Genomic DNA, 23404 nt, shown 5'->3' with positions numbered 1-23404 from the left:
CTATGAAGAGAAAGAAAATTGCCCTTGTACTTGCTCTGTTCTTTAGCTTCTTCCTGACAGCTTGTACTCAGAAGGCAAGTGATCCAAATCAGGATAATTGGGCCAAATATCAAAAACAGGGTAGCATTACCATTGGCTTTGACAATACCTTTGTTCCCATGGGATTTGAGGAAAAGAATGGCCAGTACGCGGGCTTTGATATTGACCTAGCCCAAGCTGCCTCTGAAAAGCTAGGAATTCAGATTAAATTTCAACCCATCGACTGGGATATGAAAGAAACTGAATTACAAAATGGTACTATTGATGCCATCTGGAATGGCTATACAGCTACAGATGAACGGAAAGAGAAGGTCGCTTTTACCATTCCTTACATGGAAAATCAACAAGTTTTGGTCTCTAAAAAGTCTAAAAATATCCACTCAATTCAGGATATGACAGACAAAGTTTTAGGGGCTCAGGCTGGATCTTCTGGTTATTTGGATTTTGAAGCCCAGCCAGACTTATTGAAAAATCGTGTCAAAGACCAGAAGGCCAACCAATACCAAAGTTTTAATGAAGCCTTGATTGATTTGAAAAATGACCGAATTGAAGCCTTGTTGATTGACCGGGTATATGCCAATTATTATCTCCAGTCTGAAGGAATATTAAATGACTACAATGTCTTTTCAGCTGGATTTGAAAGTGAAGCTTTTGCTGTGGGTGTTAGACCTGCTGATAAAATCTTGCTAGCTGCTCTGAATCAAGCCTTTGTATCACTATACCAAGAAGGAAAATTCCAGGAAATCAGCCAGAAATGGTTTGGGGAAGATGTAGCCACCAGTCAAGTTAAAAATCAAGAATAAGAAAAGAGATTGAGTTTTTCCTCAGTCTCTTTTTGTATCGATAAATCCTCTGGCAAGTACCAGAGGATAAGAGCTTATACTCAATGAAAATCAAAGAGTATTATTTCATTGTTGGGAAGAGCAATACATCACGAATAGTGGTTGTATCAGTGAGGAGCATGCAAAGACGGTCGATACCGATACCCAAACCACCAGTTGGTGGCATACCGTATTCAAGAGCCTCGATGTAGTCGTAGTCGATACCTGTTGCTTCATCATCACCAAGTTCTTTAGCTTTTGCTTGGGCTTCAAAGCGACTAAGTTGGTCGATTGGGTCATTCAACTCAGTAAAGGCATTACCGTATTCCTTAGTCATGATAAAGAGCTCGAAACGGTCAGTAAAGCGTTCATCTTCAGGATTTTTCTTAGCGAGTGGAGAGACAGCTACTGGATGACCGTAGACAAAGGTTGGTTGAATCAAGGTTTCTTCGACAAATTCTTCAAAGAAAGCATTGATAATGTGACCAACTTCAGTGTAGTGTTTCTCAACTGGAACTTTCTTCTCAGCAGCGATAGCTTTGGCTTCCTCGAAAGTCATATCTTGCCAGAAATCTACACCAGTAATTTCTTTGATAGCATCCACCATGTGAACACGTTTAAATGGTTCGTTGATTTTGATTTCAGTTCCTTGGTAGTTGACTGGGCCGTCTCCTTTAACAGCTTTAGCAGCATGTTGGATAATGCCTTCAGTCAAGTCCATGATGTCTTGGAAGTCTGCATAAGCTTGGTAAACTTCGATAGAAGTGAACTCAGGGTTATGTGTAGCATCCATTCCTTCGTTACGGAAGATACGGCCAATTTCATAAACACGTTCCATACCACCAACAATAAGGCGTTTCAAGTGAAGCTCAGTCGCGATACGAAGGACCATATCAATATTTTGGGCATTATGGTGAGTGATAAATGGACGGGCAGCAGCACCACCGGCTTCATTATGAAGAACAGGTGTTTCCACTTCAAGGAAACCTTTTTGGTCAAGGTAACGACGGATTTCAGAAATGATTTTTGAACGAGTGACAAAACGTTCGAAGCTTTCACGGTTAGAAATCAAGTCAAGGTAACGTTTACGGTAAATTGTTTCAACGTCAGTCAAACCGTGGAATTTCTCTGGAAGTGGGCGAAGTGCTTTAGACAAGTGTGTAATGTGAGTTGCCTTGATAGAGAGCTCTCCCATATCTGTACGCATGACTTCACCTTCGACACCGAGGAAGTCTCCTAGGTCAGCCTTCTTAAAGATTTCATAGTTTTCTTCACCAACAGCATCTTTACGAACGTAGATTTGGATTTGACCTTCTCGGTCTTGAAGATGGGCGAAGCCGACTTTTCCTTTACCACGTTTACTAACTAAACGTCCAGCGATAGTAGCAGTTTCGTTTAATTCATGTAATTGTTCTTTATCGAGTTCTGCAAATTTGTCTTTTAGTTCTTGAGAGTTAGCAGTACGTTCAAAACGTTTTCCGAAAGGATCAATTCCTTGTTCACGGAGCGCAGCCATTTTTTCACGGCGAACGATCTGCTGGTCATTTAGTTCTTCCATATGTTCTGTAGACATGAAATCCTCCTAATTTTACTCAAAATTTGATACGATGAGTCTTTTTTGCGGTACTCTCATTTTATCATAAATAGTCAAGAAATTCACGGATATTCTTTGAAAACTAAAAAGAACTTGACCATTAAGATCAAGTTCCATTATTTTCCCTGATAGGAAGTGTCATTCCACCTTTCCAGAGTGAAGGTTTCAAAATCCTCGGTTTCTAAAATTGTTAGACTAGCATTTGCTAAACCACCATCTTTTCGAAGAAGGGGCTCTTTATAACCTAGAAGGGTACGAAGACTAGCAGTGAGATTTGCACCATGACCAACGATTAGAACTCTCTTAGCCTGACTCCCCTTCAGAGATTTGATAAATTGAATGGTGCGTTGAGTTGTAGAGTAGAGGGATTCCGCTTCAAACATTCTTGTATCGAACTTAGCTAAGTTTGTACGAAAAGCCTTGATTTGTTGTGGGTAGATGGCCTCTAATGTTGCAATTTTTAATCCCTCTAGTTTTCCGAGATGCCATTCACGCAGGTCAGGAATAGCCTTTAAAGGACATTGTATCTGGAGTTGACTTTGGATAATTTCAGCAGATTTGATCGCCCTTGGTAAATCACTTGAATAAATCTCATCGAAAGGGATATTGCTGAGATATTGACCGAGCGCCTTTAAGGTATCAATAGACTCAGGAAGAAGAGGTGAGTCCCCTCCAGCACCTTGGAAACGTCCTTCAAGATTCCAGATAGTTCGGCCGTGACGCACAAAATAGAGTTTCATCAGTTGTTTTCCTCCAAGATATCTGCAAAATCTGCTTTCACAAAGCTAGCCAAGTCTTGTGGAGCAATAATGATACTATGCCCGACTTCCCCAGCAGAGACGATTATTTTGTCTAAATCTAGAGCTGTTTTATCAATAAAAATAGGATAGTTGTGTTTTTGGCGAATGCCGACGGGATTATTTGCCCCATGAATATAGCCTGTCGTTTTTTCTAGGTCTTTTTGTGGAATCATACTCACCTTTTTATTATCAGAAACCTTTGCTAGTTTTTTCTCAGCGAGGTGTTCTGTTATGGGGACGATTCCGATAATTGGGCCTGTCTTGTCCCCCAGCAGAGCCAAGGTTTTAAAGATATGTGTTCGATCATATTCCGAAGGAAGTTCACCCTCAAGCGCATTGATTTGAATCCCTGTGTGCTCAATTCCTGCCTTGGTCAAGATTTGTTCGACCAAGGTTTTCTTAATCTTAACTTTCTTTGCCATTATTTATACTTATCCTCCAATTGACTCATCCAGATACCAAGCCAAATGCCAAGTGCAAAGAAGAAGGCGATGAGAACATAGCTTACGATGGAAAGTCCAGTGTATTGGATACTTTCAGCACTTCCAGCATTTGGAATCAAAATCAAGAGGGTGCTTGATAGCACAATTCCAATAATAAAGTGATAAACACGGGAGTGGTAGTTGTTCAAGGCATGGTCCATTAATTTTGAAAAGATAATAAGAGTTGCTCCTGCACCAATCCCGATAGGAAGGAAGGTACCAAATAAATCGAAGGTCTTAAAGCCAGTTAGCATTGGAGCGTACAGTCCTAAAATCAAGAGTAGATTTGATGGACTTAAACCAGGTACCAAGACACCTAGAGCTAAAAGAACACCTGCCAAGATGAAACTAGCGAAACTGGCGCTGAGAGAACCAACAACAAAGTTTAGCGCGTAGAGCCCTAGTCCTGAAAGGATAAAGGTAGTCCAGAACCAGACTAGATCAATCTTATCACGATCAGATTCTCGAGTAGATTCTTTAAGGAGACTAGGAACTGTACCGATGATAGCTCCGGCAAAGCTCCACAAAACATAGACTTGGTAATTTTCTAGCAAATACTCGATCGGATAGGAAAACAAACCAATGCCTAGCAGCATCCCGATAGCTACTGGGATAAAGTAAAGGACATTCTCTTTAAAATCCTTAAAGGGATGAGCAAGAAAGCCAATCATTCGCTCGTAGATCCCCAAAATCGCTGCTAGAACACCACCAGAAATTCCAGGTAGGATAAATCCTAAGGCGATGACGATTCCTTTAATAACTCTTGCAATCCATGAAAACATATTAGACTCCTCAATTTCATAAATTATTTCTCTGTCTTATCAATTATAACACAGACGGCAAAAAAATGAAAAAGCAAGTGAAAAAGTTGCGATTTTCACTTGCTTTATGGTCTTAAAAATAGCTTTCGGAAGGTTTCTTCTTTTTCCTTATCAGTAGAAATGAGATTGATGTCTAGGTGATGTTCAAATCCTGCAATTTTTCCTTTGGAAGTATACTGATGGAGGTCATAGTCTAAATCAGTATTGGGTGTGGACTCAAAGTAGCCTGAGTCTGTCCCATAAGAAGGAATCCAAACAGCGGAGAAATTTTCCGTATTGATGCTATGTTCTTGCATGAAATAAACCCCAACGTAGATCCCGATGTTTTTAGCGCCCAGCGATTCAAGCTTAGCTCGAAAAGCTTCGACTCCGTCATTCATATCTTCCATTGTTTTTTTCTCAACGTCAAGCCAGTAATAACTAGGGTTGTATGGAGAAGCAGAATTGTAGAAAACTTCAGCCGCTTTTTCCATTTCTTCTTTGTTCGTACCAGCTAGATAAGCATAGACGGCTACGGGAACATTGCGCTTTTGAAATTCTAAAATGTGATTTTTATAGGCTTTATCGACTCCGTTGATAAAGGCTGCATCATTTGCTTCCGTGTGTTGAGTACCACTGTGTACGCGAACAATAGCTCCAGAAATATTTTGAGATAAAATATCGTAGTTTATCTCCTCTGGTCTTTGCCAACCAGAAATGTCAATAATGGGTTTATCAAGATTATGCAAGGCCTGATTTTCAACTTGGACAGTGTTGCTTTTTGACTTGACCGAATGGTCTTCATAAGCTGGTTTATTAAAGATTAAAATAGCTATAACAATGGTGAATAGACTAAAAATAATAGCTGGATGAATCTCTTTTCTCATATCTAATTAGTTTAACGTAAATAGATAAAAAAATCAAAGAAAACGTTGAAAAGATGAATGAACTAGCATGTTTTCCCCTATTTCTCTGTTTGTTTACTCCTAAGGAAGTAAATTATGGTATAATATAAGGGAATTTTTACAGAAAAGAGAATAGTATGTCAAATTATGCCATTATCTTAGCAGCGGGTAAAGGTACTCGCATGAAATCAGATCTTCCAAAGGTACTTCATAAAGTAGCAGGAATTTCGATGTTGGAGCATGTTTTTCGTAGTGTTGATGCTATTCAACCTGAAAAAACAGTCACTGTTGTGGGACACAAGGCGGAGTTAGTTGAGCAAGTATTGGCTGGTCAGACAGACTTTGTCACTCAATCGGAACAACTAGGAACTGGGCATGCCGTTATGATGGCAGAGCCCATTCTCCAAAATCGCTCTGGGCACACCTTGGTTATCGCTGGAGATACTCCTCTGATTACAGGTGAAAGCTTGAAAAATCTCTTGGATTTCCATATCAATCACAAAAATGTGGCGACTATTTTAACGGCTGAAGCAGCAGATCCTTTTGGGTATGGTCGTATCGTCCGTAACGATAATGCTGAAGTTCTTCGCATTGTGGAGCAGAAAGATGCCACAGACTTTGAAAAGCAAATTAAGGAAATCAATACGGGAACGTATGTATTTGACAATGAACGTCTTTTTGAGGCCCTTAAAAACATCAACACCAACAATGCCCAAGGTGAATACTATATTACTGATGTGATTGGTATTTTCCGTAATGCAGGTGAGAAGGTTGGCGCCTATACTCTCAAGGATTTTGATGAAAGTCTTGGGGTAAACGACCGTGTGGCTCTTGCCACTGCGGAAGCAGTGATGCGCCGCCGTATCAACCAAAAGCACATGGTTAATGGTGTTAGCTTTGTCAATCCAGAAGCAACTTATATTGACGTTGATGTCGAGATTGCACCTGAAGTTCAAATCGAAGCCAACGTTACCTTGAAAGGTCAAACGAAGATTGGGGCGGAAACTGTTTTAACAAATGGAACTTATATCGTGGATAGCGCTATCGGAGCTGGAGCTGTGATTACGAATTCAATGATTGAGGAAAGTACAGTTGCAGATGGTGTGACAGTCGGTCCGTATGCTCATATTCGTCCAGGCTCAAGTCTAGCTTCCCAAGTTCACATTGGAAACTTTGTTGAAGTAAAAGGATCTTCAATCGGTGAAAATACCAAGGCAGGTCATTTGACCTATATCGGAAACTGTGAGGTAGGTAGCCATGTTAACTTTGGCGCAGGTACGATTACAGTTAACTACGACGGGAAGAATAAGTACAAGACTGTCATTGGCAATAATGTCTTTGTTGGATCAAACTCAACCATCATTGCTCCAGTGGAACTTGGTGATAATTCACTAGTTGGAGCTGGTTCAACGATTACAAAAGATGTTCCAGCTGACGCCATTGCTATTGGACGTGGACGTCAAGTTAATAAAGATGAATATGCACTACGTTTGCCTCATCATCCTAAGAATCAGTAGGAGTCTATAATGGAATTTGAAGAAAAAACGATTAGCCGGAAGGAAATCTACCAAGGTCCTATTTTTAAGCTAGTGCAAGATCAGGTGGAACTACCAGAAGGGAAGGGAACTGCCCAACGTGATCTGATTTTTCACAATGGAGGCGTATGTGTTCTAGCTGTAACAGCTGAGGACAAAATCGTCCTTGTTAAGCAATACAGAAAAGCTATTGAAGCTATCTCTTATGAAATTCCTGCTGGTAAACTGGAAATTGGTGAAAATGCAGATCCCATGTCGGCGGCCCTTCGTGAATTGGAGGAGGAGGTTGCCTATACAGGTAAGTTAGAACTTCTATATGATTTCTACTCTGCTATTGGTTTTTGTAACGAAAAATTAAAACTCTACCTCGCAAGAGATTTAACTAAGGTGGAAAATCCTCGTCCGCAAGATGATGATGAAACCTTGGAAGTTCTAGAGGTCAGCCTTGAAGAAGCAAAAAACTTAATTCAGTCTGGCCATATCTGTGATGCCAAGACGATTATGGCAATCCAGTACTGGGAATTGCAAAAGAAATAGAGGAGTAGCCCATGGGAAAACCTTTGTTAACAGATGAAATAATCGAACGTGCCAATCGTGGGGAGAAAATCTCTGGGCCACCTCTTCAAGATGACGAGGAAACTAAAATTTTATCAACTTCTTCACAAAACTTTGGTTATTCACGTTCTAGAGACTATAATTCTATTCAAGATACTTTAACAATCGAAGTAGAGCCAACGATTCATAAGAGCCGTCGCATTGAGAATACCAAGAGAAATGTTTTTAACTCAAAATTAAACAGAATCTTATTTACAGTCATCCTACTCTTGATTTTACTTGTGTTGGCGATGAAACTTTTGTAATAGAAAAGGAAATAAAATGAAAATTGGAATCATTGCAGCAATGCCAGAAGAGCTCGTACACTTGACTCAGAATTTAGATCGAGCACAAGAAGTCCAAGTCCTCGGAAATACTTACTATACTGGCACTGTTGGCAAGACAGAAGTTGTTCTAGTTCAGAGTGGGATTGGAAAGGTCATGTCAGCTATGAGTGTAGCGGTGTTAGCTGACCATTTCCAAGTAGATGCCGTTATCAATACAGGATCGGCAGGTGCAGTTGCAGAAGGTATTGCTGTTGGAGATGTTGTGATTGCGGATAAATTGGCTTACCATGATGTGGATGTAACTGCTTTTGGCTATGCTTATGGCCAAATGGCTGGTCAACCTCTTTACTTTGAATCCGATAAGAAGTTCATCGCTAGGATTAAAGAAAACTTATCTCAATTAGAGCAGATATGGCACCTAGGCTTGATTGCTACAGGGGACAGTTTTATAGCTGGGGAGGATAAGATTGCTAGTATTAAGTCCCACTTCCCAGAAGTTTTAGCAGTTGAAATGGAAGGGGCAGCAATTGCACAGGCGGCTCAGGCTCTTGGCCTACCTTTCTTGGTCATTCGTGCCATGAGCGACAATGCTAATCACGAAGCTTCTATCTCTTTTGATGAGTTTATCATTGAAGCTGGACGTCGTTCTGCTCAAGTTTTACTGGCCTTTTTAAAGGCTATGGATTAAGCGGAAATTTGACAGTTTATCTAGCTTATGATAAGATTTAAGTAAAGAAAAGCTAGAAAACGTTTCAGAGGATATTATGAGTATTGAAATGACCGTCAGTGAGATTGCAGAGGTCTTAGGACTTTCTCGTCAAGCAATCAACAATCGTGTCAAAGAACTTCCTGAAGAGGACACGAAAAAAAATGACAAAGGTGTAACTGTAGTTACTCGAAGTGGCTTGATTAAGCTAGAAGAAATCTACAAAAAAACGATTTTTGAAGATGAACCAGTCAGTGATGATGTCAAACAACGCGAACTGATGGAAATCTTGGTCGATGAGAAGAATGCTGAAATTCTTCGATTGTACGAGCAACTCAAGGCCAAGGACCAGCAGTTGACAGAAAAAGATGAGCAGATGCGCATCAAAGACCGCCAGATTGCTGAAAAGGACAAACAGTTGGACCAACAGCAACAATTAACTCTTCAAGCCATGAAGGATCAAGAAACCTTGAAACTAGAGTTGGACCAAGCAAAAGAAGAAGTTCAAGCTACCAAAAAAGGCTTTTTTGCTCGCTTATTTGGAGGAAAATAAAGAAGCTGTTTGGGTTATTCACTAACCTGATAGCTTCTTTTATTATTTATGGTTTAAATCGAGTCGGAACTGAGGTAAAAAATGGAAAAATTAAGAGATTATATTGCCTTTGATTTGGAGTTCAATCAATACGAAGGGGTTACCCATTTAATTCAAGTATCAGCAGTTCGCTTTCAAAATGGTCAAGAAATAAGTGCCTTTGATTCTTATGTTCATACTACAGCACCTTTGAAGAGTTTTATCAATGGCTTAACTGGAATCACAGCTGAAACCTTGAAAGATGCGCCAATGGTGGAACAAGTTTTAAGAGATTTTCAGACCTTTGCTGGTAATTTACCTATGGTTGGTTACAATGCGACCAAGAGTGATTTGCCCATTCTCTTGGAGCACGGTATCGATTATCGTGACCAGTATAAGGTTGATCTATATGATGAGGCTTTTGAACGGCGTAGTTCTGACCTACACGGCATAGCAAATCTCAAATTGCAAACTGTCGCGAATTTTTTAGGTTTTCACGGGAGGTCTCATAACAGTTTAGAGGATGCCCGCATGACGGCGCGTGTTTACGAAGCCTTTTTAGAATCGGATGAAGGAAAGCTATTAATAGAAGACCAGAGTAGTTTTTCTCTGAATAATCCTTTCGGTGGCTTAGATTTATCTCAATTTTTAGACTAGGAGTGCCTATGAAACCTGAAAAACCTAAAAAGCTAGGTTTTAGGAAGATATACTATAACCTAGATAAAATACTATTTCTATTTTTCTTGATTTTCATGATGGTAGAGTTTGTTTGGTTGCCATTGAATTCATGGATAGCTGGCATACTTCTAAGACAAACAGGTTACTTGTTTATCTCCTACAATAACTTTTGGGCGATTATACAAGGCTCGCCTTTTGTCAGTTTAGCCTTTCTCATTTTAATAGTAATCAATCTTTTAGTGGCTTATTTTCAAATCTGTCTTTTGTTCATTGGGGCGCGTCACCTTCTCTACCATGAAAAGAGAACCCTGATTGAATATAGTCGAAAAGTCTTTCACCAGAGTTTTCTATTTGTCAAACGATTGAGCTTTTGTAAGATGGCCTTTGTCTTCTTTTATGTAGCTCTGCTTTTTCCTTTTATTAGGAAAATTTTAAAAATCTACTATCTCAATAAGATTATTATCCCTGATTTTATCGTTACATACCTAGAAGATAAGAACTGGCTGGTAGGGCTGTTGATCATAGCATCCGCTTGGATCTTTCTCTACATTTCTGTTCGCTTCATGTTTGCCCTTCCTAAGATTCTCTTTGAAAGAAAGACAGTAAGAGAAAGTGTGAAATATAGTCTCCAAAAGACGAAGAAAAACGTCCTTTTCTTCTCTTGGCATCTTCTACTCATTATCATTAAAACCTATCTCTTCTTCTTTGTTTTGTTAATTCCCTTGCTCTTTGCTCAGGCGGTAATGGATAATTTTACTCAAAAAGAATCCTTGATTCTTGGTGTGATTAATTTTATCTTGATTAAAAACCTCCATTACATGACTCTGACTTATTTCCTAGTGAAGTTTGTTTCCTTCCTGACGGGAGAAGAGTTGGAGATCATGCCAAGGCGAAAGAAAGACCATTTGATGAGGTGGGGAGTCATGGGGTGTGCAAGTATCTTCTTTGCTTTAGAAGGTTACATCTATTTGGAGTCTCCGGATACCAATACACCTTTAGTGATTTCGCACAGAGGAGTAAGTAATAAAAATGGTGTTCAAAATACTGTGCAGTCTTTGGAAAAAACAGCTCAACTAAAACCAGATCTCATTGAAATAGATGTTCAGGAAACGAAAGACGGTCAGTTCGTGATGATGCACGATGCTAACCTTAAATCGCTAGCAAGAATTAATGCTACACCGCAAGACTTAACTCTGGATGAATTAACAAATACAGATATTTACGAGAATGGTTATCAAACAAAGATTTCAAGTTTTGATGCCTATTTAGAGCGAGCAAATGCTTTAAACCAAAAATTGTTGATTGAGATTAAAACCAGTAAAAAAGATAGCCCACAAATGATGGACCATTTCCTTGAAAAGTATGGAACGACGATCAAGAAATATGGCCACCAGATGCAGTCACTAGACTATCATGTGATTGATAAGGTCTTGGCTTACGATCCTGAAATTCCAGTGTACTTCATCCTGCCATATAATAGTGTGTTTCCGAGAACCAAGGCGACTGGTTATACCATGGAATATTCAACTTTGGATGAATACTTTGTCAATAAACTTTGGACAACAGATCAGAAACTATATGTTTGGACTGTGAATAGTTCTGAGTCCTTTGATAAGGCAGTCAGACTTGGAGCAGATGGCATGATAACGGATGATCTTGAAATGGTCCAGTCACAAGTCACAATGGCTCAAGATGATCCGGAATACACGGAATTACTCTTAAAGAAAGCAATGGAATTCTTTGATTTCTAAGAAAAAAAGAGAAACAGATGTTTCTCTTTTTTTGTGGATTAGAAAGGCAATTTTCCAGCGAAAGCACCTAGTTTTTTCTTAGTCGTTTCATCAATTTGTTCAAGAGCAGCGTTAATCGCTTGAACAGTCATGTCAGAAAGGGTTTCGAGATCTTCTGGATCTACAACTGCTGGGTTAAAGTCAATGCTGACCACTTTCTTATCACCAGTTAGAGTTGCTTGGACAAGGTCTTGAGCCGATTTTCCAACAAATTCCATGGCAGCGAGTTCTGCTTGACTTTGTTCCATTTGTTTTTGAAGTTTTTGTGCTTGGCGCATCATGTTCTGCATGTTCATCATAGCGGTTTATAGTTTCCTTTTTCTATTATTTTCTTTTTTATTTTACCAATTTTAGGAGCAAAAGTCTAACAATAGTTTAAAACATCGTAGAGATTGCTTTCTTAAATTTACAAAAATGGATGCCATAATTTTCCTAGCTTTTTCTTGTATTTCTAAAAATATGTTTAAGTTTTCTTTAAGGTTTCTATTATATTCTAAAGAACTCTATATTAACCGAACGTTAAATGGATAATATAGAAGATAACCTAATTTTATTTCTTAATTTGTTATGGTCTTTCCAGATTTAGTAAGACATTGTTCACTTTTCACATTAAATGGTGTGTTGATTAGACTAAATGATGCTCTGTCTTTTCTTCATGATGGGGGCAGATTGTGATATAATAGATGGTAATGAGTTTTTTAGAATAAACTAAAGGAGAATATAAATGATCTATGCAGGAATCCTAGCCGGAGGAACTGGCACACGCATGGGAATCAGTAATTTACCAAAACAATTCTTGGAGTTGGGTGATCGACCTATTTTGATCCACACAATTGAAAAATTTGTTTTGGAACCAAGTATTGAAAAAATTGTAGTTGGAGTCCATGGAGATTGGGTATCACACGCTGAGGACTTGGTTGACAAGTATCTTTCTCTTCACAAGGATCGTATCATCATTACTAAGGGTGGTGCTGATCGCAATACCAGTATAGAGAAGATTATAGAAGCTATTGATGCCTATCGTCCAATCACTCCAGAAGATATCGTGATTACCCACGACTCTGTTCGTCCCTTTATCACACTTCGCATGATCCAGGACAACATCAAACTGGCTCAAGATCATGATGCAGTTGACACAGTAGTAGAAGCGGTTGATACCATTGTTGAAAGTACCAATGGTCAGTTTATCACGGATATTCCAAATCGTGCTCACCTCTATCAAGGTCAAACGCCTCAGACTTTCCGTTGCAAGGATTTCATGGATTTGTATGGTTCCCTATCTGATCAAGAAAAGGAAATCCTGACGGATGCATGTAAGATTTTTGTTATCAAAGGTAAAGATGTTGCTCTAGCTAAAGGCGAATATTCAAACCTTAAAATCACAACTGTAACAGATTTGAAAATCGCGAAAAGCATGATTGAGAAAGACTAAGGATATGATTAATCAAATTTATCAACTGACAAAACCAAAGTTTATCAATGTAAAATACCAAGAAGAGGACATTGATCAGGAGAATCATATCCTTATTCGTCCAAATTATATGGCGGTTTGTCATGCATATCAACGTTATTATCAAGGGAAACGCGATCCAAATATATTGGCTAAAAAGCTTCCTATGGCTATGATTCACGAGTCTTGTGGAACTGTTATTTCAGATCCAACTGGGACTTATGAAGTCGGTCAAAAGGTAGTTATGATTCCAAATCAACCGCCTATGCAGAGTGACAAGGAATTCTACGAGAACTACATGACAGGGACCTACTTCCTATCTAGTGGTTATGATGGCTTTATGCGAGAATTTGTCTCTCTTCCCAAAGACCGAGTTGTTTCTTATAATGACATTGAGGACACAGTTGCAGCCATTACCGAGTTTGTAAGTGTTGGTATGCATGCTATGGATCGTTTCTTGCATCTCGCTCATAGCAAGCGAGAACGCATCGCTGTTATCGGAGATGGTAGTTTGGCCTTTGTGGTTGCAAATATTATCAATTATACTTTGCCAGAAGCAGAGATTATTGTCATTGGTCGCCATTGGGAAAAATTGGAGCTTTTCTCTTTTGCAAAAGAGTGCTATATCACGGATAATATCCCAGAGGATTTGACCTTTGATCATGGATTTGAGTGTTGTGGTGGTGATGGTACAGGTCCAGCTATCAATGACTTGATTCGCTATATTCGTCCACAGGGAACGATTCTCATGATGGGAGTGAGTGAATACAAGGTTAATATCAATACACGAGATGCTTTGGAAAAAGGATTGTTATTAGTAGGTTCATCTCGCTCAGGACGCGTCGATTTTGAGAAGGCCATTCAAATGATGGAAGTTAAAAAGTTTGCAAATCGACTGAAGAATATCCTTTATGTTGAAGAACCTGTGAGAGAAATCAAGGACATTCACCGTGTCTTTGCTACAGACCTGAATACTGCTTTTAAAACAGTATTCAAGTGGGAAGTGTAGAAGATGGAGGTTAATTGTGAAGAAACTCATCAAAGAAAAAATTTCTTCTTTACTATCTAATGAAGAGGAAGTACTCAGTGTTGAACAGCTGGGAGGCATGACCAACCAAAACTATTTGGTTAAAACAACCAACAAACAGTATATTGTGAAATTTTTTGGTAAAGGGACTGAAAAACTCATCAATCGTCAAAATGAAAAGTACAATCTTGAACTTTTAGAGGATTTAGATTTAGATGTCAAAAATTATCTCTTTGATATTGAGTCAGGGATCAAAGTAAATGAGTACATCGAATCAGCAGTAACTCTTGATTTAACATCAATCAAGTCCAAGTTTGAAAAGATTGCACCAATTTTACAAACCATCCACGCTTCAGGGAAAGAATTAAGAGGAGAATTTGCTCCTTTTGAGGAAATCAGCAAATATGAATCCTTGATTGAGGGACCTATCCCTTATGAAAACTATGAAACTGTAAGAAAAGATGTATTTTCACTAGAAAAGAGATTGGCTGATTTGGGTGTTGATAGAAAGTCCTGTCACATCGATTTGGTACCAGAAAACTTTATCGAGTCACCACAAGGTCGTTTGTATTTGATTGACTGGGAATACTCTTCTATGAATGACCCGATGTGGGATTTGGCAGCTCTTTTCTTAGAGTCTGAATTTACAAAGCAAGAGGAAGATGATTTCCTTTCCTACTATGAAAGTGATAAAACGCCTGTATCACGTGAGAAGATTCGTATCTATAAAATCTTACAAGATACTATCTGGAGTTTGTGGACAGTGTATAAAGAAGCTCAAGGAGCTGATTTTGGAGATTATGGTATCAACCGTTACCAAAGAGCTGTCGAAGGTTTGACTTATTATGGAGGTTAGGATGAAGAATAAAAATGGTGTTTCCTTTGGTCTGCTCTCTGGTATCTTCTGGGGATTAGGTCTAACGATTAGTGCTTATATCTTTTCAATTTTTACAAATCTTTCGCCTTTTGTGGTGGCTGCTGCTCATGATTTCTTGAGTATCTTTATCTTGTTAGCTTTTCTTTTGGTAAAAGAAGGAAAAGTTCGCTTCTCGATTTTCTTAAATATTCGAAATGTAAGTGTAATTATCGGAGCTTTACTAGCAGGACCAATAGGCATGCAGGCCAATCTTTATGCGGTTAAATATATCGGTAGTTCTCTAGCTTCATCTGTATCGGCTATTTACCCAGCAATTTCAGTTTTGCTCGCCTTCTTCATTTTGAAACACAAGGTTTCAAAGAATACAGTATTCGGTGTTTTCTTGATTATTGCAGCGATCATTGCTCAGACTTACAAGGTTGAACAAGTAAACTCGTTTTACATTGGGATTCTTTGTGCCCTTATCTGTGCCATTGCCTGGGGGAGTGAAAGTGTTCTTAGTTCCTACGCCATGGAAAGTGAATTAAGTGAAATTGAAGCCTTGTTAATCCGACAAGTAACCTCATTCTTGTCCTATCTTGTGATTGTGCTCTTTTCTCACCATTCATTTGCAGAAGTGGCAGATGGGCAATTATTCGGCCTCTTGATTGTCTTTGCGGCCTTTGATATGATTTCCTACTTAGCTTATTATATCGCTATTAATCGTTTGCAACCTGCGAAAGCGACAGGTTTGAATGTGAGCTATGTAGTTTGGACTGTCTTATTTGCAGCTATTTTCTTAGGTGCACCGCTAGATATGCTGACAATTATCACTTCACTTATTGTTATGGCTGGTGTTTATATTATTATTAAAGAATAAAGGAGATTCATGTGAAAGCGATTATTTTAGCAGCGGGATTAGGAACTCGTCTGCGCCCTATGACTGAAAATACCCCAAAAGCTTTGGTTAAGGTTAATCAAAAACCTTTGGTAGAATACCAAATCGAGTTTTTGAAAGAGAGAGGAATTGATGAGATTATCATAGTTGTCGGTTACCTAAAAGAACAATTTGACTACCTAAAAGAGAAATATGGTGTCCGTTTAGTCTTTAACGACAAGTATGCTGATTACAATAACTTTTACTCACTTTATCTAGTAAAAGAAGATTTGGCTAACAGCTACGTCATCGATGCAGATAACTATCTTTTCAAAAATATGTTTAGAAACGATCTCAAACGTTCTACCTATTTCAGCGTTTATCGTGAAGACTGTACGAACGAGTGGTTCTTGGTTTATGGTGATGACTATAAGGTTCAAGACATCATTGTTGACAGCAAAGCTGGTCGAATTTTGAGTGGGGTTTCATTCTGGGATGCTCCAACTGCAGAGAAGATTGTTGGCTTTATTGACAAAGCATATGCAAGTGGTGAATTTGTAGATCTCTACTGGGACAACATGGTTAAGGATAATATCAAAGAATTAGATGTGTATGTTGAAGAATTAGAAGACAATAGCATTTATGAAATTGATAGTGTAAAAGATTACCATAAGTTAGAAGAGATTTTATCTACTATTGAGTAAGGAAAGAGAAGAAGGCTTGAGCCTTCTTTTTTTGTAGATTTTAAAATAGAAATGTTTGATATTGATTATATTCTTGAAACAAAACAAAAATTACAAAAAAATGAACAAAATGAAACAAAAAAATATTGACAACGATTTCATATAGTGTTATACTTATACCATAAAAGATAATTGAAAGAAGGGAAAAGGTTATGGGGTTAGATCATTTCTTTGACAAAAACCTAGTGTTTTGCTTAGAAGCGGATAATCAAGAACAACTTTTTAATCAGGTGGCAACCTTATTGGAAGAACGAGAAATCGTTACTCCAACTTATCGTGAAGCCTTGATCGCGCGTGAGAAGTCATTTCCAACTGGCTTAGATATGGAATTTCTAGGAAAGGATTTGCCAAATGTAGCGATTCCTCATACAGATATTGTTCATAATCTAGCTGAGAAAGTAGTGGTTGTTCGATTAGAAAAACCAGTAACTTTTCACAATATGATTGCTCCTGATAGAGAGGTTGAAGTTTCACTGCTCTTCTTTATCATTAACAATTCAAGTTCAAGTCAAACGAATATTCTGGCTCAGTTGATGGATTTCTTTACAGGGAAGGATCATCTAGAAGATCTATCAAAAATTTCTGAACCAGAAAAACTTTATGCTTATATTGCTGAAGCAACAGCTTAATCTTGTCTATTAAAATCTAAAATCGGAGGAAATCCAAATGATTAAAATCCTTGCTGCCTGCGGTGCAGGTGTTAACTCAAGTCACCAAATTAAAAGTGCTCTAGAAGAAGAACTATCAAATCGTGGTTATGACGTTCACTGTGATGCAGTCATGGTGAAAGATGTAAACGAAGACCTTATCAAGGGATACGATATCTTCACGCCAATCGCTGCAACTGACCTTGGTTTTGAACCAGGAATTCCAGTAATTGAAGCTGGACCAATCTTGTTCCGTATTCCAGCGATGAGTGCTCCAGTATTTGACAATATTGAAGCAGCTATCAAAGAACATGGACTAAGCTAATTTATCCTTTATCTTGTTAACATTCATATAACTTAGAAAAACGGGAGGAACTATTATGGATGTCATTATCAATCTGGCCAACGATATCTTCAAACCTATCTTGGCTATGGGTGGCCCTATCATCATGCTGATCATTTTGACAGTATTGGCCCTACTTTTTGGAGTGAAATTCTCCAAAGCGCTTGAAGGTGGTATCAAACTTGCCATCGCCCTTACTGGTATCGGTGCTATTATCGGTATGCTCAACGGAGCTTTCTCAGCATCACTTGCAAAATTCGTTGAAAACACTGGTATTCAATTGAACATCACTGACGTTGGTTGGGCACCACTTGCTACCATCACTTGGGGTTCTGCCTGGACACTTTACTTCTTGCTTGTGATGTTGATTGTCAACGTTGTGATGCTTGCAATGAAGAAAACAGACACACTTGACGTTGATATCTTCGATATCTGGCACTTGTCAATCACTGGTCTTTTGATCAAATGGTATGCAGACAACAATGGAGTTAGCCAAGGGGTTTCCCTTTTCATCGCAACTGCAGCAGTTGTCCTTGTAGGTATTTTGAAAATCATCAACTCTGACTTGATGAAACCAACATTCGACGACCTTCTTAATGCACCAAGTTCATCACCAATGACTTCAACTCACATGAACTACATGATGAACCCAGTTATCATGGTCTTGGATAAGATTTTTGATAAAGTATTGCCAGGTCTAGATAAATATGACTTTGATGCTGCAAAATTGAACAAGAAAATCGGTTTCTGGGGATCTAAATTCTTCATCGGTTTCATTCTTGGTATCGTTATTGGTTTAATGGGAACTCCACATCCAGTTGCTGGAGTAGAAGATGCATCTTCTTGGGAACTTGTAATTAAAGGTTGGTTGAGCCTTGGTTTGACTGCTGGTGTATCTTTGGAACTCTTCTCACTTATCGGATCTTGGTTCATCGCAGCCGTGGAACCACTTTCACAAGGTATTACAAACGTTGCTACTAAACGTCTTCAAGGACGTAAATTTAACATCGGTCTTGACTGGCCTTTCATCGCTGGTCGTGCTGAAATCTGGGCTTGTGCCAACGTACTTGCTCCAATCATGCTAGTAGAAGCTGTACTTCTTTCTAAAGTCGGAAATGGTATCTTGCCACTTGCGGGTATCATCGCAATGGGTGTAACTCCAGCTCTCTTGGTTGTTACTCGTGGTAAATTGCTCCGTATGATCATCTTCGGAACTCTCTTGTTGCCACTCTTCCTTCTTTCAGGTACACTTATTGCACCATTTGCAACTGAACTTGCTAAAGGTGTGGGTGCCTTCCCAGAAGGTGTGAGTCAAACTCAATTGATTACTCATTCAACTCTTGAAGGACCAATCGAAAAACTTCTTGGTTGGGCAATTGGTAATGCCACAACAGGTGATATTAAAGCAATCCTTGGCGCAGTAGTCTTCCTTGTATTCTATGTAGGTATCTTTGCTTGGTATAGAAAACAAATGATTAAACGTAATGAAGAATACGCAGCAAATGCTAAATAATTCGCTCCTATAAAATGTAAATTGTGAAAACTAGGTTGTCAGTTTCCTAATGGGGAGTGACAGCCTAGTTTTTTATAAACTATCAAGAAATCGGAGAAAATAATGGTAATTGAAATAAAATCAGAGCAATTGACGGTCCAATTTAAAACTTTTGGTGGTGCCTTGTCGTCTATTAAGGATCGGGATTGCGTTGAGTACTTGTGGCAAGGAGATGCCACCTATTGGAGTGGGCAAGCTCCAGTACTTTTTCCAATCTGTGGCTCTTTAAGAGAGGATACAGCCTTCTACAGTCACGGAGATGGAACGGAGACGAAAGGAACTATTCCTCGACATGGTTTGGTTCGCAAAAAAGAATTTGAATTAGTTGATCAAACTGAAAACAGTGTAACCTTCGCTATCGAAGATGATGAGAATACTTATCAAAACTATCCTTATCATTTTCGACTTGAAATCACTTATAGGGTTACTGGCAAGACCGTTCGTACCCAATACAAAGTCTTTAATAAAGAAACTAGCAAAGTTATGCCATACTTTATCGGAGGCCATCCGGGATTTAATTGTCCTCTATTTGATGATGAAGTCTATGAAGATTACTATTTAGAGTTTGAGAAAGAAGAGACTTGCTCTGTCCCACGTCCTTTCCCAGAAACGGGTATGCTAGATTTTCAAGATAGAAGTCCATGGCTAGAGGGGCAAAAAGAAATAGATCTTAGTTATGATCTTTTCAGCACAGATGCAGTCACCTTGGATGAATTGCAATCTAGAACAATTGCCCTTCGTTCTCGTAAACATGATAAGGGATTGAAAGTCCACTTTGCAGAGTTCTCAAATCTCATCATTTGGTCAACTTTGAATAAGGGACCATTCATTGCGTTTGAACCTTGGTCTGGATTATCTACATCTCTTGAAGAAGGAGATCATTTAGAAGATAAGAAAAACGTTCGTCTCTTAGAACCTGGTCAAGTGGATCAAATTGGCTTTGATATTGAAGTCTTTTAGATAAAAAATAAAACACAAAAACAAACATTTACTGTTGACTTTTTATAAAAATAGGAGTATATTATGTTTGTAAGCAACAAATGATGTTTGTAACAAACAAATAACCACTTGTTATATTCTCTTTCGAGGAGAAAGTTTGTTTCTAGGAACTTGATTTCCTGGACTTGGATAAGGTGATATTCATCTCATTCAATCAAATTTGTCACTAAACTGCTAGAAAACCTTTTGTAGGTAAACTGCTAACTATAAAAGTCTTTACTAGCCTAGAAAAATAAAAAGGAGTATACAATATGTCTATTGTTATCGGTGCAGATGCTGCAGGTTTGAGATTGAAAGAAGTTGTGAAAGACTTCTTGGAAAAAGAAAACTTCCACGTTGTGGATGTTACAGCTGAAGGTCAAGATTTTGTTGATGTGACTCTTGCTGTTGCTTCAGAAGTAAACAAAGAAGAACAAAACCTTGGTATCGTGATTGATGCTTATGGTGCTGGTCCATTCATGGTCGCAACTAAAATCAAAGGAATGGTTGCTGCAGAAGTTTCAGATGAACGTTCAGCTTATATGACTCGTGGACACAACAACTCACGTATGATCACTATGGGTGCACAACTTGTTGGTGATGAATTGGCTAAAAATATTGCTAAAGGATTTGTTAACGGTAAATATGACGGTGGTCGTCACCAAATTCGTGTGGATATGTTGAACAAAATGTGCTAATTAGATTACAGTAAGAAAGGTAAGTTAAAAATGAGAATTGCAATTGGATGTGACCACATCGTAACAGATGAAAAAATGGCGGTTTCAGAATTTTTGAAATCAAAAGGATATGAAGTTATCGACTTTGGTACCTATGACCACACACGTACTCACTACCCAATCTTTGGTAAAAAAGTTGGTGAAGCTGTAACTAGCGGTCAAGCTGATCTTGGGGTATGTATCTGTGGTACTGGTGTTGGTATCAACAACGCTGTAAATAAAGTTCCAGGAGTTCGTTCTGCCTTGGTTCGTGATATGACAACAGCTCTTTATGCAAAAGAACAATTGAATGCCAACGTTATTGGTTTTGGTGGTAAAATCACTGGTGAATTGCTTATGTGCGATATCATTGAAGCTTTCATCAAAGCTGAATACAAACCATCAGAAGAAAACAAAAAATTGATTGCGAAAATTGAGCACGTTGAAACTCACAATGCTCATCAAGCAGATGCAAACTTCTTTACAGAATTCCTTGAAAAATGGGATCGCGGTGAATACCACGACTAAGAGGTGACGCATGATTTTAACAGTCACAATGAATCCATCCATTGATATTTCTTATCCTTTGGATGAATTAAAAATTGACACTGTCAACCGTGTGGTGGACGTGACCAAGACAGCTGGTGGTAAAGGTCTCAATGTTACGCGAGTTCTTTCAGAATTTGGTGATTCTGTTGTAGCTACTGGTTTAGTTGGTGGTAAACTTGGTGAATTTTTGGTAGAACATATCGATGATAAAGTAACGAAAGATTTCTTCTCAATTCAAGGAGAGACTCGTAACTGTATCGCTATTCTACATGGTGAAAATCAAACAGAAATTCTTGAGAAAGGGCCTGAAGTTCTAGAACAAGAAGGGCAAGATTTCTTGGCTCATTTCAAAAATCTTCTTGACACTGTGGAAGTAGTAACCATCTCAGGTAGTCTTCCAGCTGGTCTTCCAGTTGACTATTATGCAAACTTGGTGAAGCTTGCTAATCAAGCAGAGAAACCAGTTGTTCTAGACTGCTCAGGTGCAGCTCTTCAGGCTGTCCTTGAATCACCACATAAACCAACAGTAATTAAACCAAATAACGAAGAATTGTCTCAGCTTCTTGGGAAAGAAGTTTCTGAGGATCTGGATGAATTAAAAGAAGTTCTTCAGGAGCCTCTATTTGCAGGGATTGAGTGGATTATCGTGTCACTTGGTGCAAATGGTGCTTTTGCAAAACAAGGGGATACTTTCTATAAAGTAGATATTCCAAGAATTCAGGTAGTTAATCCTGTCGGATCTGGAGATTCTACTGTAGCAGGGATTTCATCAGGACTTCTTCATAAGGAATCTGATCAAGAACTCCTCATCAAGGCCAATGTCCTTGGTATGCTCAATGCTCAAGAAAAGATAACAGGTCATGTGAATATGGCCAACTATCAAGCTCTATATGATCAATTAATAGTAAAAGAGGTATAAAATGGCTTTAACAGAACAAAAACGTGCACGCTTAGAAAAACTTTCAGATGAAAATGGAATCATCTCAGCCCTTGCCTTTGACCAACGTGGTGCTTTGAAACGCCTCATGGCTCAATACCAAACAGAAGAGCCAACAGTGGCTCAAATGGAAGAACTCAAAGTCTTGGTAGCAGATGAATTGACAAAATACGCATCCTCTATGCTTCTCGACCCTGAGTATGGACTTCCAGCTACAAAAGCGCTTGCTCCAAATGCTGGTCTTCTCCTTGCTTATGAGAAAACTGGTTACGACACAACAAGCACCAAACGCTTGCCTGACTGCTTGGATGTTTGGTCTGCAAAACGCATTAAAGAACAAGGTGCGGATGCAGTCAAATTCTTGCTTTACTATGACGTAGACAGCTCTGACGAACTCAACCAACAAAAACAAGCCTACATCGAACGCATCGGTTCTGAATGTGTGGCGGAAGACATTCCATTCTTCCTTGAAATCCTCGCTTACGATGAAAAGATTGCTGACGCAGGTTCTGCAGAATACGCCAAAGTAAAACCACACAAGGTTATCGGTGCTATGAAGGTCTTCTCAGACCCACGCTTTAACATCGATGTCTTGAAAGTGGAGGTTCCAGTCAACGTCAAATACGTTGAAGGATTTAGTGATGGTGAAATCGTGCATACACGTGAAGAAGCAGCAGCCTTCTTCAAAGCTCAAGATGAAGCAACAAATCTTCCATACATCTACTTGAGTGCTGGTGTATCAGCTAAACTCTTCCAAGATACTCTTGTATTTGCCCATGAATCAGGTGCAAACTTCAACGGCGTTCTTTGTGGCCGTGCTACATGGGCTGGATCAGTTGAAGCTTACATCAAAGTTGGTGAAGCAGCAGCTCGCGAATGGCTTCGCACAACTGGTTTTGAAAACATTGACGAACTCAACAAGGTTCTTCAAACAACAGCGACTTCATGGAAAGAACGCGTGTAAAATCTTCCTCCTAGTTTAGGAACATGAATCTAAAAAAATTTTAAAAAAAAAGTTACATGTAAAGGTTTACAAAAAAACTTACTTGTGCTATACTTAAATCACAAGTTAATACAAGGTGAGTGTTACTAAGTAATATTAGGCATGATCACAGGTGAATTAGAAA

27 protein-coding genes are annotated in these 23404 nt (G+C 38.8%); 21 read left to right on the top strand and 6 right to left on the bottom strand.

The window, feature by feature from the left end; translation table 11 throughout:
- Window positions 1–2: 2 nt before the first annotated feature.
- Window positions 3–842, top strand: coding sequence for an amino acid ABC transporter substrate-binding protein (locus M1F74_RS05665; protein WP_247946549.1), 840 nt, complete (start codon window positions 3–5; stop codon window positions 840–842).
- 100 nt (window positions 843–942) lie between these two features.
- Here M1F74_RS05665 and lysS read toward each other — a convergent pair whose 3' ends face one another.
- The 5 genes from lysS to M1F74_RS05640 form a co-directional block, all read right to left on the bottom strand.
- Entirely contained in the window at window positions 943–2433 is a 1491-nt protein-coding gene (gene lysS / locus M1F74_RS05660; protein ID WP_070535214.1) for a lysine--tRNA ligase, read from the bottom strand.
- 137 nt (window positions 2434–2570) lie between these two features.
- A complete protein-coding gene (locus tag M1F74_RS05655) occupies window positions 2571–3194 on the bottom strand; it encodes a histidine phosphatase family protein (RefSeq protein WP_247946548.1) in 624 nt (207 codons plus the stop codon).
- Window positions 3194–3676 carry an aminoacyl-tRNA deacylase gene (locus M1F74_RS05650; RefSeq protein WP_247946547.1) on the bottom strand — a complete coding sequence of 161 codons (483 nt, stop codon included), beginning with the start codon at window positions 3674–3676 and terminating at the stop codon, window positions 3194–3196. The genes M1F74_RS05655 and M1F74_RS05650 overlap by 1 nt, the downstream gene beginning before the upstream one ends.
- A complete protein-coding gene (locus M1F74_RS05645) occupies window positions 3676–4518 on the bottom strand; it encodes a DUF368 domain-containing protein (RefSeq protein WP_000493299.1) in 843 nt (280 codons plus the stop codon). The genes M1F74_RS05650 and M1F74_RS05645 overlap by 1 nt, the downstream gene beginning before the upstream one ends.
- A gap of 104 nt (window positions 4519–4622) precedes the next feature.
- Window positions 4623–5423 (bottom strand): glycoside hydrolase family 25 protein, encoded by an 801-nt coding sequence (locus M1F74_RS05640; protein ID WP_247946546.1) that lies wholly within the window; start codon window positions 5421–5423, stop codon window positions 4623–4625.
- Window positions 5424–5578: 155 nt separating this feature from the next.
- Here M1F74_RS05640 and glmU point away from each other — a divergent pair, with 155 nt between their 5' ends.
- From glmU to M1F74_RS05605, 7 genes are all read left to right on the top strand, one after another.
- Window positions 5579–6958 carry a bifunctional UDP-N-acetylglucosamine diphosphorylase/glucosamine-1-phosphate N-acetyltransferase GlmU gene (gene glmU / locus M1F74_RS05635; protein WP_247946545.1) on the top strand — a complete coding sequence of 460 codons (1380 nt, stop codon included), beginning with the start codon at window positions 5579–5581 and terminating at the stop codon, window positions 6956–6958.
- Between the two features lie 9 nt (window positions 6959–6967).
- Window positions 6968–7513 (top strand): NUDIX hydrolase, encoded by a 546-nt coding sequence (locus tag M1F74_RS05630; RefSeq protein ID WP_000393798.1) that lies wholly within the window; start codon window positions 6968–6970, stop codon window positions 7511–7513.
- An 11-nt stretch (window positions 7514–7524) separates the two neighbouring features.
- A complete protein-coding gene (gene macP / locus M1F74_RS05625; RefSeq protein ID WP_000517856.1) occupies window positions 7525–7836 on the top strand; it encodes a cell wall synthase accessory phosphoprotein MacP in 312 nt (103 codons plus the stop codon).
- A 16-nt stretch (window positions 7837–7852) separates the two neighbouring features.
- Window positions 7853–8545, top strand: coding sequence for a 5'-methylthioadenosine/adenosylhomocysteine nucleosidase (locus tag M1F74_RS05620; RefSeq protein ID WP_247946544.1), 693 nt, complete (start codon window positions 7853–7855; stop codon window positions 8543–8545).
- 76 nt (window positions 8546–8621) lie between these two features.
- Entirely contained in the window at window positions 8622–9116 is a 495-nt protein-coding gene (gene rocS, locus M1F74_RS05615) for a chromosome segregation protein RocS (RefSeq protein WP_000021250.1), read from the top strand.
- A gap of 81 nt (window positions 9117–9197) precedes the next feature.
- The gene (locus M1F74_RS05610) at window positions 9198–9791 is read left to right on the top strand and encodes a 3'-5' exonuclease (protein WP_247946543.1); all 594 of its coding nucleotides are present in this window, start codon (window positions 9198–9200) and stop codon (window positions 9789–9791) included.
- Window positions 9792–9799: 8 nt separating this feature from the next.
- Window positions 9800–11563, top strand: a complete 1764-nt coding sequence (locus M1F74_RS05605; RefSeq protein ID WP_247946542.1) for a glycerophosphoryl diester phosphodiesterase membrane domain-containing protein — start codon at window positions 9800–9802, stop codon at window positions 11561–11563.
- Window positions 11564–11601: 38 nt separating this feature from the next.
- Here M1F74_RS05605 and M1F74_RS05600 read toward each other — a convergent pair whose 3' ends face one another.
- Entirely contained in the window at window positions 11602–11901 is a 300-nt protein-coding gene (locus M1F74_RS05600; protein WP_000981516.1) for a YbaB/EbfC family nucleoid-associated protein, read from the bottom strand.
- Between the two features lie 425 nt (window positions 11902–12326).
- On the opposite strand from M1F74_RS05600, the gene M1F74_RS05595 reads away from it, so the two are divergent.
- The 13 genes from M1F74_RS05595 (at window position 12327) to lacD (ending at window position 23241) form a co-directional block, all read left to right on the top strand.
- Complete coding sequence (locus M1F74_RS05595) at window positions 12327–13034, top strand: IspD/TarI family cytidylyltransferase (RefSeq protein ID WP_084867179.1); 708 nt, start codon at window positions 12327–12329, stop codon at window positions 13032–13034.
- A 4-nt stretch (window positions 13035–13038) separates the two neighbouring features.
- A complete protein-coding gene (locus M1F74_RS05590; RefSeq protein ID WP_247946541.1) occupies window positions 13039–14061 on the top strand; it encodes a ribitol-5-phosphate dehydrogenase in 1023 nt (340 codons plus the stop codon).
- A gap of 16 nt (window positions 14062–14077) precedes the next feature.
- Window positions 14078–14935 carry a phosphotransferase gene (locus M1F74_RS05585; protein ID WP_247946540.1) on the top strand — a complete coding sequence of 286 codons (858 nt, stop codon included), beginning with the start codon at window positions 14078–14080 and terminating at the stop codon, window positions 14933–14935.
- Window position 14936: 1 nt separating this feature from the next.
- Window positions 14937–15815 carry a DMT family transporter gene (locus M1F74_RS05580; protein ID WP_096422316.1) on the top strand — a complete coding sequence of 293 codons (879 nt, stop codon included), beginning with the start codon at window positions 14937–14939 and terminating at the stop codon, window positions 15813–15815.
- Between the two features lie 11 nt (window positions 15816–15826).
- Entirely contained in the window at window positions 15827–16516 is a 690-nt protein-coding gene (locus M1F74_RS05575; RefSeq protein ID WP_000643949.1) for a sugar phosphate nucleotidyltransferase, read from the top strand.
- Between the two features lie 191 nt (window positions 16517–16707).
- Window positions 16708–17184 carry a PTS sugar transporter subunit IIA gene (locus tag M1F74_RS05570; protein ID WP_000521983.1) on the top strand — a complete coding sequence of 159 codons (477 nt, stop codon included), beginning with the start codon at window positions 16708–16710 and terminating at the stop codon, window positions 17182–17184.
- A 37-nt stretch (window positions 17185–17221) separates the two neighbouring features.
- Window positions 17222–17527 carry a PTS sugar transporter subunit IIB gene (locus M1F74_RS05565; RefSeq protein ID WP_000590551.1) on the top strand — a complete coding sequence of 102 codons (306 nt, stop codon included), beginning with the start codon at window positions 17222–17224 and terminating at the stop codon, window positions 17525–17527.
- 55 nt (window positions 17528–17582) lie between these two features.
- Entirely contained in the window at window positions 17583–19058 is a 1476-nt protein-coding gene (locus M1F74_RS05560) for a PTS galactitol transporter subunit IIC (protein WP_096422314.1), read from the top strand.
- 102 nt (window positions 19059–19160) lie between these two features.
- Window positions 19161–20057, top strand: a complete 897-nt coding sequence (locus tag M1F74_RS05555; protein WP_096422312.1) for an aldose 1-epimerase family protein — start codon at window positions 19161–19163, stop codon at window positions 20055–20057.
- 290 nt (window positions 20058–20347) lie between these two features.
- Complete coding sequence (gene lacA, locus M1F74_RS05550; RefSeq protein WP_000029281.1) at window positions 20348–20773, top strand: galactose-6-phosphate isomerase subunit LacA; 426 nt, start codon at window positions 20348–20350, stop codon at window positions 20771–20773.
- A 30-nt stretch (window positions 20774–20803) separates the two neighbouring features.
- Window positions 20804–21319 carry a galactose-6-phosphate isomerase subunit LacB gene (gene lacB / locus M1F74_RS05545; protein WP_001216920.1) on the top strand — a complete coding sequence of 172 codons (516 nt, stop codon included), beginning with the start codon at window positions 20804–20806 and terminating at the stop codon, window positions 21317–21319.
- 10 nt (window positions 21320–21329) lie between these two features.
- Window positions 21330–22259 (top strand): tagatose-6-phosphate kinase, encoded by a 930-nt coding sequence (locus M1F74_RS05540; RefSeq protein ID WP_096422310.1) that lies wholly within the window; start codon window positions 21330–21332, stop codon window positions 22257–22259.
- Window position 22260: 1 nt separating this feature from the next.
- Window positions 22261–23241, top strand: a complete 981-nt coding sequence (gene lacD / locus M1F74_RS05535; protein WP_096422308.1) for a tagatose-bisphosphate aldolase — start codon at window positions 22261–22263, stop codon at window positions 23239–23241.
- Window positions 23242–23404 lie beyond the last annotated feature (163 nt).

The sequence above is a fragment of the Streptococcus oralis genome, from assembly GCF_023109315.1.
GTDB classification, from domain to species: Bacteria; Bacillota; Bacilli; order Lactobacillales; family Streptococcaceae; genus Streptococcus; species Streptococcus oralis_BS.
Note: the sequence above shows the minus strand (reverse complement) of the source record. Positions and strands in the feature narration are given on the sequence as shown.